General features: G+C 74.1%; 16 protein-coding genes and 1 rRNA gene. 13 read left to right on the forward strand and 4 right to left on the reverse strand.

The genetic code is table 11. The features are described from left to right. Window positions 1–9: 9 nt before the first annotated feature. A 5S ribosomal RNA gene (gene rrf / locus LZ495_RS32460) occupies window positions 10–126 on the forward strand. Between the two features lie 40 nt (window positions 127–166). On the opposite strand, the gene LZ495_RS44340 is transcribed toward rrf, so the two are convergent. Next, entirely contained in the window at window positions 167–1948 is a 1782-nt protein-coding gene (locus LZ495_RS44340) for a hypothetical protein (protein WP_268823630.1), read from the reverse strand. A gap of 27 nt (window positions 1949–1975) precedes the next feature. Here LZ495_RS44340 and LZ495_RS32470 point away from each other — a divergent pair, with 27 nt between their 5' ends. Further along, window positions 1976–2938 (forward strand): tetratricopeptide repeat protein, encoded by a 963-nt coding sequence (locus LZ495_RS32470; RefSeq protein WP_308268674.1) that lies wholly within the window; start codon window positions 1976–1978, stop codon window positions 2936–2938. 135 nt (window positions 2939–3073) lie between these two features. On the opposite strand, the gene LZ495_RS32475 is transcribed toward LZ495_RS32470, so the two are convergent. Then, complete coding sequence (locus LZ495_RS32475; protein ID WP_235056593.1) at window positions 3074–3799, reverse strand: DJ-1/PfpI family protein; 726 nt, start codon at window positions 3797–3799, stop codon at window positions 3074–3076. A 116-nt stretch (window positions 3800–3915) separates the two neighbouring features. On the opposite strand from LZ495_RS32475, the gene LZ495_RS32480 reads away from it, so the two are divergent. Next, the gene (locus tag LZ495_RS32480) at window positions 3916–5019 is read left to right on the forward strand and encodes a GlxA family transcriptional regulator (RefSeq protein WP_235056595.1); all 1104 of its coding nucleotides are present in this window, start codon (window positions 3916–3918) and stop codon (window positions 5017–5019) included. Between the two features lie 73 nt (window positions 5020–5092). Here LZ495_RS32480 and LZ495_RS32485 read toward each other — a convergent pair whose 3' ends face one another. Then, window positions 5093–6391: a DUF1015 family protein gene (locus tag LZ495_RS32485; RefSeq protein ID WP_235056598.1), complete on the reverse strand. Its 1299-nt coding sequence runs from the start codon at window positions 6389–6391 to the stop codon at window positions 5093–5095. Window positions 6392–6419: 28 nt separating this feature from the next. Between LZ495_RS32485 and LZ495_RS32490 the strand changes: the two genes are divergently transcribed. Beyond that, window positions 6420–6974, forward strand: a complete 555-nt coding sequence (locus LZ495_RS32490; RefSeq protein WP_235056604.1) for a tetratricopeptide repeat protein — start codon at window positions 6420–6422, stop codon at window positions 6972–6974. After that, window positions 6971–7993 carry an HAD-IIA family hydrolase gene (locus tag LZ495_RS32495; protein WP_235056608.1) on the forward strand — a complete coding sequence of 341 codons (1023 nt, stop codon included), beginning with the start codon at window positions 6971–6973 and terminating at the stop codon, window positions 7991–7993. Before LZ495_RS32490 ends, LZ495_RS32495 begins: the two co-directional genes overlap by 4 nt. A 39-nt stretch (window positions 7994–8032) precedes the next feature. On the opposite strand, the gene LZ495_RS32500 is transcribed toward LZ495_RS32495, so the two are convergent. Further along, entirely contained in the window at window positions 8033–8374 is a 342-nt protein-coding gene (locus tag LZ495_RS32500; protein WP_235056609.1) for a sterol-binding protein, read from the reverse strand. Between the two features lie 158 nt (window positions 8375–8532). On the opposite strand from LZ495_RS32500, the gene LZ495_RS32505 reads away from it, so the two are divergent. The 8 genes from LZ495_RS32505 to LZ495_RS32540 all read left to right on the forward strand — a co-directional run bounded on the left by LZ495_RS32505 (window position 8533) and on the right by LZ495_RS32540 (window position 17193). Then, a complete protein-coding gene (locus tag LZ495_RS32505) occupies window positions 8533–9273 on the forward strand; it encodes a histone (protein ID WP_235056611.1) in 741 nt (246 codons plus the stop codon). Window positions 9274–9491: 218 nt separating this feature from the next. Then, window positions 9492–9953 carry a hypothetical protein gene (locus LZ495_RS32510; protein ID WP_235056612.1) on the forward strand — a complete coding sequence of 154 codons (462 nt, stop codon included), beginning with the start codon at window positions 9492–9494 and terminating at the stop codon, window positions 9951–9953. A gap of 160 nt (window positions 9954–10113) precedes the next feature. After that, the gene (locus LZ495_RS32515) at window positions 10114–10917 is read left to right on the forward strand and encodes a TlyA family RNA methyltransferase (protein WP_235056615.1); all 804 of its coding nucleotides are present in this window, start codon (window positions 10114–10116) and stop codon (window positions 10915–10917) included. 97 nt (window positions 10918–11014) lie between these two features. Continuing rightward, window positions 11015–12034 carry an NAD kinase gene (locus tag LZ495_RS32520; protein ID WP_235056617.1) on the forward strand — a complete coding sequence of 340 codons (1020 nt, stop codon included), beginning with the start codon at window positions 11015–11017 and terminating at the stop codon, window positions 12032–12034. 23 nt (window positions 12035–12057) lie between these two features. Continuing rightward, a complete protein-coding gene (gene recN, locus LZ495_RS32525; protein WP_235056705.1) occupies window positions 12058–13785 on the forward strand; it encodes a DNA repair protein RecN in 1728 nt (575 codons plus the stop codon). A 218-nt stretch (window positions 13786–14003) separates the two neighbouring features. Next, entirely contained in the window at window positions 14004–15185 is a 1182-nt protein-coding gene (gene steA, locus LZ495_RS32530; protein WP_235056619.1) for a putative cytokinetic ring protein SteA, read from the forward strand. After that, window positions 15182–16318: a copper transporter gene (locus tag LZ495_RS32535; protein ID WP_235056622.1), complete on the forward strand. Its 1137-nt coding sequence runs from the start codon at window positions 15182–15184 to the stop codon at window positions 16316–16318. The genes steA and LZ495_RS32535 overlap by 4 nt, the downstream gene beginning before the upstream one ends. Further along, complete coding sequence (locus LZ495_RS32540; RefSeq protein ID WP_235056624.1) at window positions 16315–17193, forward strand: hypothetical protein; 879 nt, start codon at window positions 16315–16317, stop codon at window positions 17191–17193. The genes LZ495_RS32535 and LZ495_RS32540 overlap by 4 nt, the downstream gene beginning before the upstream one ends. Window positions 17194–17327 lie beyond the last annotated feature (134 nt).

The raw sequence follows: 17327 nt of genomic DNA on the forward strand, positions 1-17327 counted from the left end.
CGACAGGTTTCCGGTGGTCATGGCGAAGAGGAAACGCCCGGTCCCATTCCGAACCCGGAAGCTAAGCTCTTCAGCGCCGATGGTACTGCACTCGAAGGGGTGTGGGAGAGTAGGACGCCGCCGGAATTAACTTCAAATAAGGGGTTCCACCGCTCGGTGGAGCCCCTTATTTGCTTTTCTGTACAAATTTCTTCCCCGCATGAATTTCCGTGGGCCATGGCCGGCGGTGGCTGCCCGGTGCGCCGGGTGCCTTCGGGTGCGGGACAATGGGGTGCGGCCGTGTTGTCGGCCTGCCCGTTCGATGATCCGAGGAGCCAATCCCATGTCCTATCCCTCTGAGGGGCGACCGCATCGCCGTTCCGGTGGTTCGCAGAACTCGGGGGGTGCCGGCCGGCGCGGACCTGGTGGCGGCGGACGCTTCTCGGGCGGAGGTCAGGGCGGTCAGGGCGGTGGCGACCGCCGTCCGTTCCGTTCGGACAGCGGAGGCTCGGGATCGCGCGAGGGTGGCGGCAGCGGCGAGCGCCGTTCGTTCCAGCAGCGTGACGATCGTGGCGGCCGTCCTTCCTACGGGGACCGGGACCGCCAGGGGCAGGGCGGCGGGGACCGTCGTCCGTTCAACCGCGACCGCGATGACCGCGGTGGCCGTCCCTCCTACGGGGACCGCGACCGTCAGGGCGGCGGCCAGGGCGGAGGGGACCGTCGTCCGTCGTACGGGCAGCGGGACAACCGCGAGGGCGGGGAGCGCCGTTCGTTCCAGCCGCGTGATGACCGCGGTGGCCGTCCCTCGTATGGGGACCGCGACCGCCAGGGCGGCGGCGAGCGTCGTCCGTTCAACCGGGACCGCGATGACCGCGGTGGCCGACCCTCCTACGGGGACCGGGACCGTCAGGGTCAGGGTGGTGGCGGCGAGCGCCGTTCCTTCCAGCAGCGTGACGACCGGGGCGGGCGTCCCTCGTACGGGGACCGCGACCGCCAGGGCGGCGGGGACCGCCGTCCGTCCTACGGCCAGCGGGACGACCGCGGCGGCCGGGGCGAGGGCCGGCCGTACCAGCAGCGTGATGACCGCGGTGGCCGTCCCTCGTTCGGTGGCGACCGTGATGACCGCCGTCCGTCCTACGGGCAGCGTGACGACCGTGGAGACCGCCGTCCGTCGTCGTACGGACAGCGGGACAACCGCGAGGGTGGGGAGCGCCGTTCGTTCCAGCCGCGCGATGACCGTGGCGGGCGTCCCTCCTACGGGGACCGCGACCGTCAGGGCCAGGGCGGCGGGGAGCGCCGGTCGTTCCAGCGGGACGACCGCGGGCCGCGTCGGGACAGTGGCGACCGCCCGTCCTACGGCAACCGGGACCGCGATGACCGCGGTGGCCGTCCGTCGTACGGCGACCGGGACCGTCAGGGTCAGGGTGGTGGCGGCGAGCGCCGTTCCTTCCAGCAGCGTGACGACCGGGGCGGGCGTCCCTCGTACGGCGACCGCGACCGACAGGGCGGCGGCGACCGTCGTCCGTCCTACGGGCAGCGCGACGACCGCGGCGGCGACCGCGGCGGGCGTCCGTCCTACGGGGACCGGGACCGTCAGGGCGGTGGCGACCGCCGTCCGTCGTACGGGCAGCGGGACAACCGTGAAGGCGGCGGCGAGCGTCGTTCGTTCGCGCCGCGTGATGACCGTGGCGGGCGTCCCTCGTATGGCGACCGCGACCGTCAGGGCCAGGGCGGCGGCGAGCGCCGGTCGTTCCAGCGGGACGACCGCGGGCCGCGCCGGGACAGTGGCGACCGCCCGTCCTACGGCAACCGGGACCGCGACGACCGCGGCGGCCGACCGTCGTACGGGAACCGGGACCGCGATGACCGCGGCGGGCGTCCGTCGTACGGGAACCGGGACCGGGACGACCGCGGTGGCCGTTCCTCCTACGGGGACCGCGACCGCGGCAACCGCCGGCCGTTCCAGCACGACGACCGCGAGCGCGCGAACCCGCCGGTGGACCGGCTGCCGATTCCGCCGGACGTGACGGGCGAGGAGCTCGACCAGGCGGCGCGGCGCGAGCTGATGAGCCTGCCGAAGACGCTGGCCGACGACGTCGCGCGGAACCTGGTGATGACCGGGCGCCTGATCGACGAGGACCCGGAAGAGGCGTACCGCTACTCGCGGGTGGCGCTGCGGCTGGCATCGCGCGTGGCCGCGGTGCGGGAGGCTGCGGGTATCGCCGCGTACATGACGGGCCGGTACACCGAGGCGCTGTCGGAGCTGCGTGCCGCGCGGCGGATGACGGGGTCGGCGGAGCACTGGGCGGTCATGGCCGACTGCGAGCGCGGTCTGGGCCGTCCGGAGCGGGCCCTGCAGATGGCCGGTGCGCCGGAGGTCCAGGAGCTGGACAAGGCCGCGCAGATCGAGCTGCGGATCGTGGCCGCGGGTGCGCGCCGCGACATGGGCCAGCTGGACGCTGCCGTGGTCACCCTCCAGGTGCCCGAGCTCAACGCCCAGGGCGCGAAGGAGTGGACGGCCCGGCTGCGGTTCGCCTACGCGGACGCGCTGATGGCGGTGGGCCGCGAGGACGAGGCGCGCGAGTGGTTCGCGCGGGCCGCGGACGCGGACACCGACGGTTCGACGGGTGCCGCACAGCGCCTCGCCGAGCTCGACGGCCTCGAGTTCGTGGACGCTTATGACCCCGAGCTGGACGACGTGGACGAGGACCTCGACGACGCCGAGGAGCGCCGCGACGTGCGGGCCTCGCGGTCGCGCGACGAGGAGGACGTCTTCGCGGACGACGACCTCGACGATGACGACGACCTCCCGGCCGACGAAGGCGACTTCGAGGACGACGAGGACGACGAGGAGATCGACGACGCGGACTCGGACGACGAGGAAGAAGACGACGAAGAAGACGAGGACGAGGACGAGGTCGAGGGTGACGAGCCCGAGGCGGGCGACCGTCGCGCCTGACGTATGACCGAGCGGAGGCCCGGCACCTGATCGAGGTGCCGGGCCTCCGCTTTTTTCATTTCTGCGGCCTGTGGGCCTGCCGGCCTGCGGGCACGCTGTCGTCGGTGCCCGCAGGCGGGGGTGACTGCTCGGCCGTCAGGCCTGCTTCGCGTCGAGCAGCTTGGCCATCAGCTCGGGGTGCCCCTCGAGCGCCGTGCGGATCTGGCCGTCGGCGATCGGGTCGTACGACGGGATGTCGATGGCGTCCCAGTCCAGCGGGCCCTGCGGCGGCTGCGGGTCGTACTCGATGAACAGCTGGGTGAGACGCGAGAATTCGGTGCTGACCAGGCGTTCGACGAGCTTGAGGGCCATGTCGATGCCGGCCGCGACGCCGGCCGCGGTGATGACGGGGCCGTCCTCGACCCAGCGTTCGGCGACCGGGGTCGCGCCGAAAACGGGGAGGCGCTCGCGGTAGATCCAGTGCGTGGTGGCGCGGCGTCCGTCGAGGAGTCCGGCTTCGCCGAGCAGCAGGGCGCCGGTGCAGACCGAGGCGATGACCTGGGCGGTGGCTCCGGCGGTGCGGATGTAGTCGACGAGTTCCTTGTCGGCGAGCGCGGCGAGGGTGGGTTCCTCGCCGCCGGGGACGATGAGGACGTCCGGGGCGGGGACTTCGGCGAAGCTGCGATTCGCGGTGATGCCGAGCGGCGTGTCGGTGCCCATGGGCGTGTCCTTCTGCGCGGCGACGGTCACCACCTCGAAGGGGAGGTTGAAGCGCGGCAGTGCGGCGAGGGTCTGGAGCGGGCCGGCGATGTCGAGCAGGGTCAGCCCCGGGTAGGCCACGAAGGCGATGGTCTTGCGGGGAGTTGCATCGGTTTCCGTCATGGCAGCCACCTTGCCGCCGGGCGGGCCGCCGCAGAGCGTCGATGTCCGTATTCCTGCGATGCCTGTCTGCCGGACCTCCTGCCCGGGCCCAGGCAGGGCTGGGTACCGTCGTCGCCATGGCGAACGAGCAAGCAGTGGAGGCGTTCCGGCGTGTCGTGGTGGTCGGCTACCACGATGCCTCGCTGCTGGACATCGCGTGCGTGGTGGAGACGTTCGACGCGGCCAATACCTTGGGCGCGGTGCCGCCGTACCGGGTCGAGCTGGTGTCGCCGAAGGGCCGCCCGGTGGTCGGTACGGCCGGGTTCACGCTGGCCGTGCACGGGGCTCTGGAGACGGTGACGGGCCGGATCGACACGTTGGTGGTGGCGGGGGGCTACGGGCACGAGGAGGCGGCCGAGGCCGACGGCATGGTGCGGCACGTCCGGCGTCTGGCGCCTGCGTCGCGGCGGGTGGCCTCGGTGTGCACGGGGGCGTCGGTGCTGGCGGCGTCCGGGCTGCTGGACGGCCGGCGGGTGACGACGCACTGGGCGTTCGCGGCACGGCTGGCCCGGCGGCACCCGGCGGTGCACGTCGACCCGGCGCCGCTGTACGTCAAGGACGGGGACGTCTACACGTCCGCCGGGGTGACCTCGGCGCTCGATCTGACGCTGGCCTTCGTGGAGGAGGACAACGGGGCTGCGCTGGCCCGCTCGGTGGCGCGCGGGCTGGTGACGTATTTGCAGCGGCCGGGGAACCAGGCGCAGGTGAGCATGTTCGTGGCCGGGCCGCCGCCGGACCATCCGGTGATCAGGAAGCTGGCCGGCCATATTGCCAAGAACCCTGCGGACGACCTGTCGCCGGCGGCGTTGGCGCGGGCGGCGGGGGTGAGCAGCCGGCATCTTGCCCGGCTGTTCGAGGTGCAGATGGGCACGACGCCGGCGCGGTATGTGCGGGCGGTGCGTACCGAGCATGCCGCGCAGTTGCTGTCGTCGTCGGCGCTGCCGTTGAGCGGGGTCGCGCGGCGGTGCGGGTTCGGGTCGACGGAGACGCTGCGGCAGGCGTTCATGGACATGTACGGGGTGTCGCCGTCGGCGTACCGGCGGATGCACCGGGGCTCGGCCGAGCCGCAGGACACGCAGGACACGCAGGACATGCAGGGCAAGCAGGAAACGCACGAAACGCAGGACGCACGACACCCACAGGCCGCGCAGGCGACAGGGGACGCTTCCGAGGTGTCCTGACCGGTCATCCCCGGCTATATGTCGCTGATGTCCCGTCAGTTGATCTTGATAACTAGCCCGAGCTGACTGGGCCTCAGCCCAGTGCAAGACTCCGCAGCACCAGACCGGTCGCCGGCTTCGGCCCGAACGACGTGGACTTCCGCGGCATCCGCACCGCCTCCTGGGCCAGCTCCCGCACCACGGACTCGGTCGTGGCCCGCAGCAGCAGCGCGCTGCCGCCGGTGCGCTGCGCCTCGCGGATCGCGGCCACCGCGTCGTGGTGGTACGTGATGTGCTCGGGGTCGTCGGGGACCTGCCACACGTGGTCCAGCAGCGCCGAGTGCAGGATCGTCGCGTCCAGGCTGCGCCACGCCTCCGGCCGGTCCTCGCGCACGGTGGCGGCCAGGAGTTCCGGGTCGGGGTCGGTGAGCAGGTGGAAGGCTCCGTCGCCGGCCAGCAGGAAGGCCGGGCCTTCGATGCGTTCGAGGGTCCACAGCACCGACGGCCAGGGGTCCTCGACGCGGCGGGCCAGGAACGCCCCCGAGCCGGCCGGGCCCTGGGTGCGCAGCAGGTCCAGGATGCGCGGCACCGGCAGGCCGGGCAGCACGCGGTGGATCGCGCCGACCTGCAGCGGGTAGCGGGCCGTGTCCACGAGGAGGACCAGGCCGCGGTCCCACGGGCCCGGGCCGCGCCCGGCGGCGTACGCGTCGTCGCGCAGCCTGCGGTAGCCGGCCCAGCGGTGGTGGCCGTCCGCGACGAGCGCCTGGCGCTTCGTCAGGTCGGCGGCGATGAGGGCCAGTTCGTCCGGGTCGGTGATGGCCCACAGGCGGTGCTCGGTGCCGTCCGGGGTGCGCGTGTCGAGCAGCGGCGGGCCGGCGGTCGTGGCGCGGTCGACGGCGTCCGAGGCGGGCCCGTCGCCGGTGTAGACGAGGAGGATCGGCTCGGGGTTGGCGTCGGTGGCGCGCATGAGCTCGGTGCGGTCCGCGACCGGGCCCGGCATGACGTCCTCGTGCGGCAGCACCGCGGGGTTGCCCGGGCCGTCGCCGAGGGCCAGCGCACCGATCAGGCCGCGCTGGTGCGCGGTCGCGGTGATCTGCTCGTAGACGTACAGCGCGGGTTCCGGGTCGGGCCGCAGGACGCCTTCGGCGAGCCAGGTCCGCAGCGTCACGCCCGCGTGCGCGTAGGGGCCTTCCGCGCCGCACGCGTCGGCGCGCGGCAGCACGACGCGCACGATGTTGTGCGGATCGGCGTCTTCGAGCAGCCCCACGCCGCCGGGCTCGACCACGTCGTACGGGGGAGAGGTGACCAGCGACAGGTCGCCGACCATGGCGGGGTCGTAGCGCAGCCCGCGGAAGGGGGCCAGATCAAGCCCGTTCGTGTCGGCGTGGTCCATGACGGGCATGCTACGTCCAAGATCGCGCGTGAGCCGACGGGTCGGGCTGCCGCGCATCGCCGGAGCGGCATCGCGCGACGGACAGGAGCGGACGATGACGGGTGGGCAGCAGGAGCAGTTCGGCGGTGAGGCCGGCGGTGATGCGGACGGCGGGGGCGGCGCCCCGCACGGGGACGTGTACGACTGGTACCGGCGCGGGCTGGACCTGCTGGACCGGGGGCATCCGGCCGCGGCCGCGCAACTGCTGGCGCGGGCGGCGGGGGCGGTGCCGGAGTCGCGCAGTCTGCGCGAGGCGCTCGCCCGGGCGCTGTTCGACGCGGGGCGGCATGCCGAGGCGCTGGCCGAGTTCCGGGCCGTCGCGCAGTCCGATCCGGCGGACGACTACGCGCAGTTCGGCTGGGGGCTGGCGGCCGCGCGGGTGGGTGATTTCGAGACCGCGGTGGAGCACTTGGCGCTGGCGGTCGCAATGCGGCCGGGGACCAAGCACTACCGTGTGGCGCTGACCCAGGCGCGGGCGACGTTGCGTGCGCGGGAGAGCGCCCGGCAGGCCGGGGACGGAGAAATGGGAGGCAGGCGCGCGTGAGCGGTGGCGGTGCGGCAGAAGGCTCGGTGGTCCCGGTCCGGGCGTACGACGTTGCGCTGCTCGACCTCGACGGGGTCGTCTACACCGGGCAGCGGGCCGTGCCGCACGCACCCGAGGCGCTCGCGGAGGCGCGGGCGGCGGGGATGACGCTGGCGTTCGTGACCAACAACGCGTCGCGTACGCCGGAGGCGGTCGCCGCGCATCTGGCCGGGATCGGGGTGCCGGCCGAGCCGTCCGACGTGGTGACGTCGGCGCAGGCCGCGGCGCGGCTGGCGGCCGAGCAGGTGTCGGCCGGTTCGCCGGTCCTGGCGGTGGGCGGCGAGGGGCTGACCGCGGCGCTGCGCGAGCGCGGGCTGGTGCCGGTGGCCTCGGCGGCGGACGAACCGGTGGCGGTGGTCCAGGGGTTCGCGCCGACGGTGGACTGGGCGCTGCTGGCCGAGGCGTCGTACGCGGTGGGTGCGGGGCTGCCGTGGATCGCGTCGAATCTGGACCTGACGATCCCGACCGAGCGCGGTATCGCGCCGGGCAACGGGGCGCTGGTGGGTGTGGTGCGGGCCGCGACGGGGCGGGAGCCGGTGGCGGCCGGGAAGCCGGAGCTGCCGCTGCACCGCGAGTCGATGCTGCGGACCGGGGCGCGGAACCCGCTCGTGGTGGGGGACCGGCTGGACACCGACATCGAGGGTGCGGTCGCGGGCGGGGTGGACAGCCTGCTGGTGATGACCGGGGTGACGGACGTGCCGGGGCTGCTGGCCGCGCCGGAAGGCAGCCGCCCGACGTTCGTGGCGGCGGATCTGCGGGCGCTGTCGGCGGAGTTGCCGCGGGCGCGGGAGGGCGCCGACGGGCGGTGGGAGTGCGGCGGCTGGACGGCGGCGGTCGACGGCAGGTCGCTCGTGCTGGCCGGCGGGGGAGAGCCGTACGACGCGCTGCGGGCGGCGTGCGCCGCGGTCTGGGCTGCGGGCGGCGCGTCCGAGGTCGATGTCGACGAGGCCGCGAAGGCGCTGGCGGCCGCGGGCCTCTAGCCGGATCACCGCAGGTGCCGGGTCACTGCGGCAGCCGGGTCACAGCAGTTTGCGCAGCGTCAGCAGGTCCTTGAACGACGCTTCGAGTTTGACGCGGCCGCGGGCCCAGGCGGAGGCGAAGTTGAGCTCGCCGTCGACGAGCGCGACCAGGTCGTCGCTGCCGGCTTCCAGTCGGATCTGGGCCTTCTCCGGGCTCGGTTCGGTGGTGATGTCCTGCAGTGCGCCGTCGTGCAGCCGGCCGGAGAAGGTGACGCCGAGGTCGGGGACCCGGCAGCTGAGGCTGCGGTCCAGGCGTACCGCCTTGCCCAGGTCGCCCTCGGCTCCGCCGAGCTTGGCGGAGAGCTGCTCGAGTGCGGTGCGGCACTCTTCGACGGTCGCCATAAGGGGAATGGTCCTTTCCGTTCCTGGGCCGCTGCCGACGGTACCCCAGCCCTCGATCGGACCGTTGCGGGCGGCCCGGGGCGCGCCGAGGCGGTAGCGTCGAGAGGGACGAATGGGCGCAGTCCCGCCCGACCCGAGTCCTCAGGAGGCGCCCGACCATGCGTGACGCACTGCGTAGTTACCTGCAGATCGCGACCGGCCTGACCGAGATGACCGTCATGCGGGTCACCGAGGTGGCGAAGCAACTGGTCGAGAAGAGCGGTGTGGACCTCGACACCGTGCCGTCGCAGGTGGCGCAGCAGGCCCAGGCGGTTCCGCAGTATGTGCAGCAGGTCGCGGACGATCTGTTCACGACCGGCAAGGCCAACCGGGACCTTCTGGTGGGCGTGGTGCGCAGCGAGGTGGACAAGGCCATGGGCCGGTTGCGGCCGTGGATGGACGACGTGACCCGGGTGTCGGACGACGTGGAGCGCGTCGAGCGGCGGGTGACGGATCTGGAGCACCGGCTGGCGGTCGCGGCGGCGGCGCCGCGGGCCCCGCGGGTGCAGCCGGTGCCGGAGGCGGACGAGGAGCCGGTGCCGGTGCGGCGGGCGGGTGCGCGGGCGAGTGCTCCGGCGGCTGCGGCCGCTCCGGTGGCGCCGGCTGCGGACGAGGCGGATGTGCCGGTCGCGAAGCGTACGGTGACGCCGGCGCGGGCTTCGGCGAAGAAGGCCGCGGCGAAGAAGAGCCCGGCCAAGACTGCGGCCGCGAAGAAGGCCGCGGGGGACAGGCTGCCGGCGAAGAGTGCCGCGAAGAAGACGGCCGGGGGTGCGGCGGCGAAGAAGACCGCGCCGCGGCGTCCGGTGCCGAAGGCGGCCCCGAAGAGTGCGCCGGAGTCCGCTCCGGGCGCGGGTGAGTAGTCCGGCATGGCCGTGGTGACGGCGAGCCTCGAGGGCCGGAGCGCCGCCGGGGTGCGGGCGGCCGTGGACGTGGCGGTGCGCGGCGGGCGGTGTGCCGGGGGCGGAACGTGCCGCGGCGTGTCGGAGCTTGCGGTGCGGGTCGGGGTCGCGGCCGGTGCGCGAGTCTTGGTCGGACGGGCGGCGTGGGTCCGCGCGAGTGCGATGGCGAAGGACTGCTTGTGAACGTGTGGGATGGCGCGCCGAAGCCGGGTCCGCGGCCGGGGCCGAGGCCTGGCCCGGCGCCGGGCTTCGGGTCGGGGCCGGCCGGCCGGGACCTCGACGAGGACCGGGGCCTCGGGTCCGGTCCGGACCGCGACCCGGACAACGACCTGGACCACGACCTGGACCACGACGCGGACCAGGACCCGGGCCGGGAAGGCGGGTTCGCAGCGGCGGGCACTCCCGAACCTGCCCCGCAGGTCGCCGCTCAGGGCGCGGCCGGTGCGGTCGCCGCGGCTGCGGATCCGGACGAGATCGTGCCGCTCGGGCTGGATGCCCCGGAGCCGTCCGGGGATGCCGTCGTGGACCGTGCCGTGCAGCGGTTGACGCAGGTGGACGTCCTGCCGACGGACCGGCATGGGCAGGTGTACGAAGATGTGCACCGGGAACTGCGTGAGGTGCTGACCGGTCTCGACCGCTGAGCACGCCGCAGCCCGCGGGCGGCACGTGGCGACGCGCATTGCGTGCCGCGCCGTCCGCGCCACCGCACGAAGCAGATCGCGCCCGTGCCGGGGCACGGCCCGAGGTCCGGGCGCGTGCCGCGGGCTCAGGCCGTACCGGATCGAAGGCAGGCAGGACACCGTGGCACGACGCAGGCTCGATGCGGAGCTGGTGCGCAGGGGATTGGCGCGGTCGCGGGAGCACGCGGGCGAGTTGATCGCGGCCGGGCGGGTCTCGGTGGGCGGGGCGACCGCGACGAAGTCGGCGACGCAGGTGGAGACGAGTGCCGCCGTGGTGGTGGCGCAGGACGACTCGGATCCGGATTACGTGTCGCGCGGGGGCCACAAGTTGGCGGGTGCGCTGGCCGCGTTCGTGCCGATGGGGCTGGTCGTCGAGGGGCGCCGCTGCATTGATGCAGGGGCGTCCACCGGCGGGTTCACGGATGTGCTGCTGCGGTCCGGGGCCGGGCATGTCGTCGCGGTGGATGTCGGCTACGGGCAGTTGGCGTGGTCGCTGCAGAGCGACGAGCGTGTGACCGTGGTGGACCGGACGAACGTCCGCGAGTTGACGCTGGATCAGGTGGGCGGGCCGGCCGGGCTGGTGGTGGGCGACCTGTCGTTCATCTCGCTGGGCCTGGTGCTGCCCGCGCTGGTGCGCTGCTCGGCGCCGGATGCGGACCTGGTGCTGATGGTGAAGCCGCAGTTCGAGGTCGGCCGGGAGCGGCTGGGCACGGGCGGTGTGGTGCGGGATCCGGCGCTGCGTGCGGAGGCGGTGCGCGGGGTGGCCGCGCAGGCCGCCGGGCTGGGCCTGGGGGCGCTGGGGGTGGTGGCGAGTCCGCTGCCGGGGCCGTCGGGGAATGTGGAGTATTTCCTGTGGATGCGGCGCGGTGCACCGGAGCTGGAGGCGGCCGCGGTGGACCGGGCGGTTGCGGAGGGCCCGCAGTGAGGCCGCCGCGCGATGACGGGGGTACGCGGTACGGTCGCCGGATGCGGGTGTTCAGGGCGGCCGGCGTCGGTTCCGGCGGAGACGGGTGGGCAGGGGCATGACCGGGGGCTCGATGGCCGGGCGCACTGTGCTGGTGGTCGCGCACACCGGGCGTCCTGCTGCGCTGCGCAGTGCGCGGCTGGTGGTGGACGGTCTGGTCGCGGCGGGGATCGTGGTGCGGGTCCTGGAGTCGGAGGCCGAGGAGCTGGCGCTGCCGGGCATCGAGGTGGTGCCCGCGGAGCCGGGTGCGGCCAAGGGCTGCGAGCTGGCGATCGTGCTGGGCGGCGACGGGACGCTGCTGCGCGGTGCGGAGCTGGTGCGGGATGCGCGGGTGCCGATGCTCGGGGTGAACCTGGGCCGGGTGGGTTTCCTGGCCGAGGCCGAGCGCGAGGACCTCGGCGAGGTGGTCGAGCGGGTGGTGCGGTTCGACTACGACGTCGAGGAGCGCATGACGCTCGATGTGGTGGTGCGTACCAACGGCGATGTGGTGCACACGAACTGGGCGCTGAACGAGGCGGCGGTGGAGAAGGCCGCCCGGGAGCGGATGCTGGAGCTGGTCACCGAGGTGGACGGGCGTCCGCTGTCGCGGTGGGGCGGTGACGGTGTGGTGTGTGCGACGCCGACGGGTTCCACGGCGTATGCGTTCTCGGCGGGCGGCCCGGTGGTGTGGCCTGAGGTCGAGGCGTTGCTGATGGTGCCGATCAGTGCGCATGCGCTGTTCGCGAAGCCGCTGGTGGTGTCGCCGCGTTCGGTGCTGGCGGTGGAGGTGCTGCCGGAGACGCCGAAGGGCGTGCTGTGGTGCGACGGGCGGCGCACGGTGGATCTGCCGCCGGGGGCGCGCGTCGAGGTGCGGCGCGGGGCGGTGCCGATCCGGTTGGCGCGGCTGCACGAGGCGCCGTTCACCAACCGGCTGGTGGCGAAGTTCGCGCTGCCGGTGCGGGGTTGGCGCGGGGGTCCGCACGACGGGCCGGACGCGGAGCACGGAACCGAAGAAGCGGCCGGGCCCGACCGGGTGTTCGCCGCCGAGTCCGCCGATGTTTCCCCGGACGGTGCCGTCCCGGGGCCGAAGAACCCGTAGGGTCGGTCGCCGTGCTGGAAGAGATGCGCATACAGGGCCTCGGTGTGATCGAGGACGCCGTGGTCGAACTCGCGGCCGGTTTCACGGTGGTGACCGGTGAGACGGGTGCGGGCAAGACGATGGTGGTGACCGGTCTGGGGCTGCTGTTCGGCGGCCGGGCCGATGCCGGGCTGGTGCGGACCGGGCAGGGCCGTGCGGTGGTCGAGGGCCGGGTGCGGTTGTCCGCGGACGCGCCGGCCGCGGTGCGGGCCGCGGAGGCGGGTGCCGAGCTGGACGAGGACGCGCTGCTGCTGAGCCGTACCGTCTCGGCGGAGGGCCGGTCGCGGGCGCATGTGGGCGGCCGGGCGGCGCCGGTGGGTCTGCTGACCGACCTGGCCGAGGAGCTGATCGCGGTGCACGGGCAGACGGACCAGCAGCGGTTGCTGCGGCCGTCCCGGCAGCGTGCGTCGCTGGACCGGTATGCGGGCGAGGCGGTGGCGAAGCCGCTGGCGTCGTATGCGCGGGTCTACAAGCGGCTGCGGACGGTGGTCGCGGAGCTGGAGACGATCACCACCCGGGCCCGGGAGCGGGCCCAGGAGGCGGATCTGCTGCGGTTCGGCCTTAACGAGGTCGAGCAGGCCGCGCCGCTGCCCGGTGAGGACGTGGAGCTGGCCGCGGAGACCGAGCGGCTGGGGCATGCGGATGCGCTGCGCGGGGCGGCGACGACCGCGCATGCGGCGCTGCTGTCGGATCCGGAGGCGGGCGACGAGGGCCCGGATGCGGTGACGCTGATCGGGGCGGCGCGGCGGGCCGTGGAGGCGGTCGCGGCGCACGACCCGGCGCTGGCGGCGTTGGCCGAGCGCCTCGGCGAGGTCGGCTATCTGGTGTCGGACGTGGCGACCGAGCTGGCGTCGTACGCGGCCGGGGTGGATGCGGATCCGGTGCGGCTGGCGCTGGCCGAGGAGCGGCGTTCGGTGCTGTCCGGGCTGACCCGGAAGTACGGGGCGGACATCGGCGAGGTGCTGGCGTGGGCGGAGCGTTCCGCGATGCGGCTGGCCGAGTTGGACGGCGACGACGACCGGGTGGGCGAGCTGGCCGAGGAGCGCGAGGCGCTGCGGGCCGAGCTGGCCGAGCTGGCCGGCGAGGTGTCGGCGGCGCGGGCCGCGGCGGCGGGCCGGTTCGCGGACGCGGTGACGATAGAGCTGGGTGCGCTGGCGATGCCGCATGCGCGCGTGTCGGTGGCGATCACCGGGGTCGACGATGCGGAGGGGCTGCCGGTCGGCGGCCGGGTCTTGGCGTACGGGCCGAGCGGGGTGGACGAGGTGGAGCTGCTGCTCGCGCCGCATCCCGGGGCGCCGCCGCGGGCGCTGAACAAGGGGGCGTCGGGCGGTGAGCTGAGCCGGGTGATGCTGGCCGTCGAGGTGGTGTTCGCGGGTGCGGACCCGGTGCCGACGTTCGTGTTCGACGAGGTCGATGCGGGGGTCGGCGGCAAGGCTGCGGTCGAGGTCGGGCGGCGGCTGGCGATGCTGGCCCGGTCCGCGCAGGTGATCGTGGTGACGCATCTGCCGCAGGTGGCGGCTTTTGCGGACCGGCACTTGGTGGTGGAGAAGTCGAACGACGGCACGGTGACGCGGTCGGGCGTGGTGGCGCTGGACGACGAGGCGCGGGTGCGGGAGCTGTCGCGGATGCTGGCGGGTCTGGAGGACTCGGAGCTGGGCCGGGCGCATGCGGAGGAGCTGCTGGCGACGGCGGCGAAGGCGAAGCGCGGCTGAGCGCCGCGCGGCCGGGCGGCTGCGGGTCCGCGGGCCGGTCGGGGCGGCGGCTCAGGGGTGGCCCTGAGGGTGCGTCCGGCAGTTCCCGATCATGAGTCACGACCGGATAACGGCTTGGGTACGGGCGTGCACCGGGGGTCGGCGCGGCGTGTGAAGGGCGCCATAGGGGCCACCAGTACCGCCCTGACCAGGACCGTCTGCATGGCAGGATGACCACGATGAGGATTCCCGTGCTGCGCCGACGCCGCGTGCCCGAATACGAGGGCATCGCCGGCGCAGCCAGGCTGGACCGGCGTACCAAGAACCTCACCAAGCGGCTGCAGCCGGGCGACATCGCGGTCATCGACCATGTGGACCTGGACCGGGTGGCCGCGGAGGCGCTGGTGGCGTGCCGGCCGGCCGCGGTGGTCAACGCGTCGGCGTCGATCAGCGGCCGCTATCCGAACCTGGGTCCGGAGATCATCGTGGCTGCCGGGATCCCGCTGCTCGACTCGGTCGGCCAGGGCGTCATAGGGCGCCTGCCCGAGGGCGAGTGGGTGCACATCGAGGACGACATCCTGTATCGCGGGGACCGTCCGGTGGCGGTCGGCACGATGCTCGACAAGGAGTCGGTGCGCGCCGCGATGGAGGAGGCCCGGGCGGGGCTGTCCACCCAGATCGAGGCGTTCGCGGAGAACACCCTCAAGTACATCCGCGAGGAGCGCGACCTGCTCCTGGACGGGGTCGGGGTGCCGACCATCCGGACCGCGATGGACGGCCGGCAGGTCCTGATCGTGGTGCGGGGCTACCACTACCGCGAGGACATCGCCGCGCTGCGCCCGTACATCCGGGAGTACCGGCCGGTGATGATCGGCGTGGACGGCGGTGCGGACGCGCTCATCGAGGCGGGCTACAAGCCGCACATCATCATCGGCGACCTGGACTCGGTGTCCGACGAGGCGCTGCGCTGCGGTGCGGAGATCGTGGTGCACGCGTACCGGGACGGGCGGGCGCCGGGCATGGAGCGCCTGGACGAACTGGGCCTGGAGGGCATCCCGTTCCCGGCCACCGGCACCAGCGAGGACATCGCGATGCTGCTGGCCGACGACAAGGGCGCCAACCTGATCGTGGCGGTCGGCACGCACGCGACGCTGGTGGAGTTCCTGGACAAGGGCCGTGAGGGGATGGCCAGTACCTTCCTGACCAGGTTGCGGGTGGGCGGCAAGCTCGTGGACGCCAAGGGCGTCAGCCGCCTGTACCGCAGCCGCATCTCGACCACTTCGCTGCTCGTGATGTGTCTGGCCGCGCTCATCACGATCGCGGTGACCATCCGGGTCAGCCCGCTCGGCCAGGCGTACTACCACGTGTTCAAGGCGCAGTGGGACTCGCTGGTCTTCTGGCTCCAAGGAATCTTCTCTTGATCGATTTCCGCTACCACGTCGTGTCCATCATCGCGGTGTTCCTGGCGTTGTCGGTCGGCCTCGTGCTGGGCAGTTCGTTCCTGGGCGACATCGCGTCGAAGAACCTCGACAAGCAGATCAAGGACCTCGGGAAGACCGCGGACGGGCTGCGCCGCGACCTGACCGCGGCGCGCGAGGAGCGCGACGACCTGAGCCGGTTCATCGACGCCGCCAAGCCCGACCTGGTGCAGGACAAGCTCAAGGGCAGGTCCGTGGTGCTGGTGACGCTGCCGGACGCCGACTCGGACGTGACCGCGGCGACCGTGAAGACGCTGGAGGAGTCGGGCGCGACGGTCACCGGCACGGTGGCGGTCAAGTCGGCGTGGGTGGACCCGGAGAAGGAGGCGGCGCTGTCCGCCGCCGCGGGGGTGCCGAACGGGCAGACGCCGACCGACCGCACCACCGAGAAGGCCGCCGACCGGGCCGCGGCCGCGCTGGCCGGCGCGGTGGTGCACAAGTCGAAGAACGGGTCGGGGACGCCGAACCCGGGCGGCGCGCCGACCGGTTCGACCACGCCGCCCGCCACGCCGCCCACCGGCGCGCCGACCGGGGACGCCCCGACCGGCGGCATCGGCCCGACGCCCACCGCGACGGCGAACGGCGGCACCGGCGGCACCGGGAACGGGAACGGGAACGGCAGCGGGAACAGCGATGCCGCGCTGACCGTCCTGGAGCGCCTCAAGAGCGCCGGGTTCATCGACGTGAAGGGCCACCCCGAGAAGGGCGCCACGCTCGCCGTGGTGGTCGCCCCGGCCGGCCCGGTCACCGGCAGCGACCCGGCCCGCGCCAACACCCTCTACCTCGGTCTGTCGCGCACCCTGGACGCGTCCGACGACGGTACGGTCATGGCCGGGGACACCGCGTCCGTGCAGGACGGCGGCACGGTGGCGGCGCTGCGCCGCGACGACCGCACCGCGAAGGTCGTGTCCTCGGTGGACGCGGCCGAGACGACGGCCGGCCAGGTTTCGGTGGACTGGGCGCTGGTGGTCGAGTCCGAGGAAGGCAAGTCCGGCCAGTACGGGGCCACCGGCACGGACGGCTGGCTGCCCGAACTCCCGGACGCCACGAACGAGAATGCGGGGAAGACGTCGTGAGTTCGGCACGCCGCGCGGTGCGCACCGCGCTGGTCGCGGGCACCGCGGCCCGGGTCGCGTACACCGTGGCCGGGCGCGTCCCGCCCGGGCGCGCGGTGGGGGAGCGCCGCAACCACCGCGGCGAGGCGGTGACGCTGCTGGAGGGGCCGGCGGCCGCGCTGGGCACCGCGCTTGCCGCGGCGACCGCGCCGGGCGTGCCGGGCCGGCAGCGGGCCGCGGCTGTGCTGGCGACTGCGGCGGCGGCCGGGTTCGGGGCGTACGACGACCTGCTCGGGGCGACCGACAAGCGCGGTTTCAAGGGCCACTTGGGGGCGCTCGCCAAGGGCGAGGTGACCAGCGGCGCGGTGAAGATCCTCGGGATCGGCGCGACCGGCCTGGCCGCGGGTGCGCTGCTGCAGCGGCGCCCGGTCGACAAGCTGCTGGCCGGCGTGGTGGTGGCCGGGACGGCGAACGCGGTGAACCTGTTCGACCTGCGGCCGGGCCGTGCGGCGAAGGTCGCGGTGCTGGCCGGGCTGCCCGGTGTGCTGCGCGGTGCGCGGCTGGCCGCGGCGCCGGTCGGGGCGGCGGCCGCGCTGCTGCCCGAAGACCTGGGCGAGAAGGCGATGCTGGGCGACACCGGGGCGAACGCGCTGGGCGCGGCACTCGGCGTCGCCGCGGCGGCGGGCGCCTCGCGGCGCGGCCTGGTGGTGCGGGCGGCGGCGCTGACCGCGCTGACGCTCGCGAGCGAGAAGGTCAGCTTCACCAAGGTCATCGCGGGCAACCCGACGCTGCACAAGATCGACATGCTGGGCCGCCGCCCGGTGGCCCAGCGCCCGGCACCGGCCGCCGAGCAGACCGGCGAGCGCTCCGGGACGCAGGCCGGCGCGGCATCGTAGCCCCGATGCCCGACCGCACACCCGCCGATCCGCCCGCTTCCCCGGCAGACCGACCGGCCGACCGACCGGCCGACCCGCAGGCAGGTGCCGCGGCAGACGCGGCACCCGATCCGGCGGCCGAGGCCTCCGCCGGG

The sequence above is a fragment of the Yinghuangia soli genome, assembly GCF_021502675.1.
GTDB lineage: Bacteria > Actinomycetota > Actinomycetes > Streptomycetales > Streptomycetaceae > Yinghuangia > Yinghuangia soli.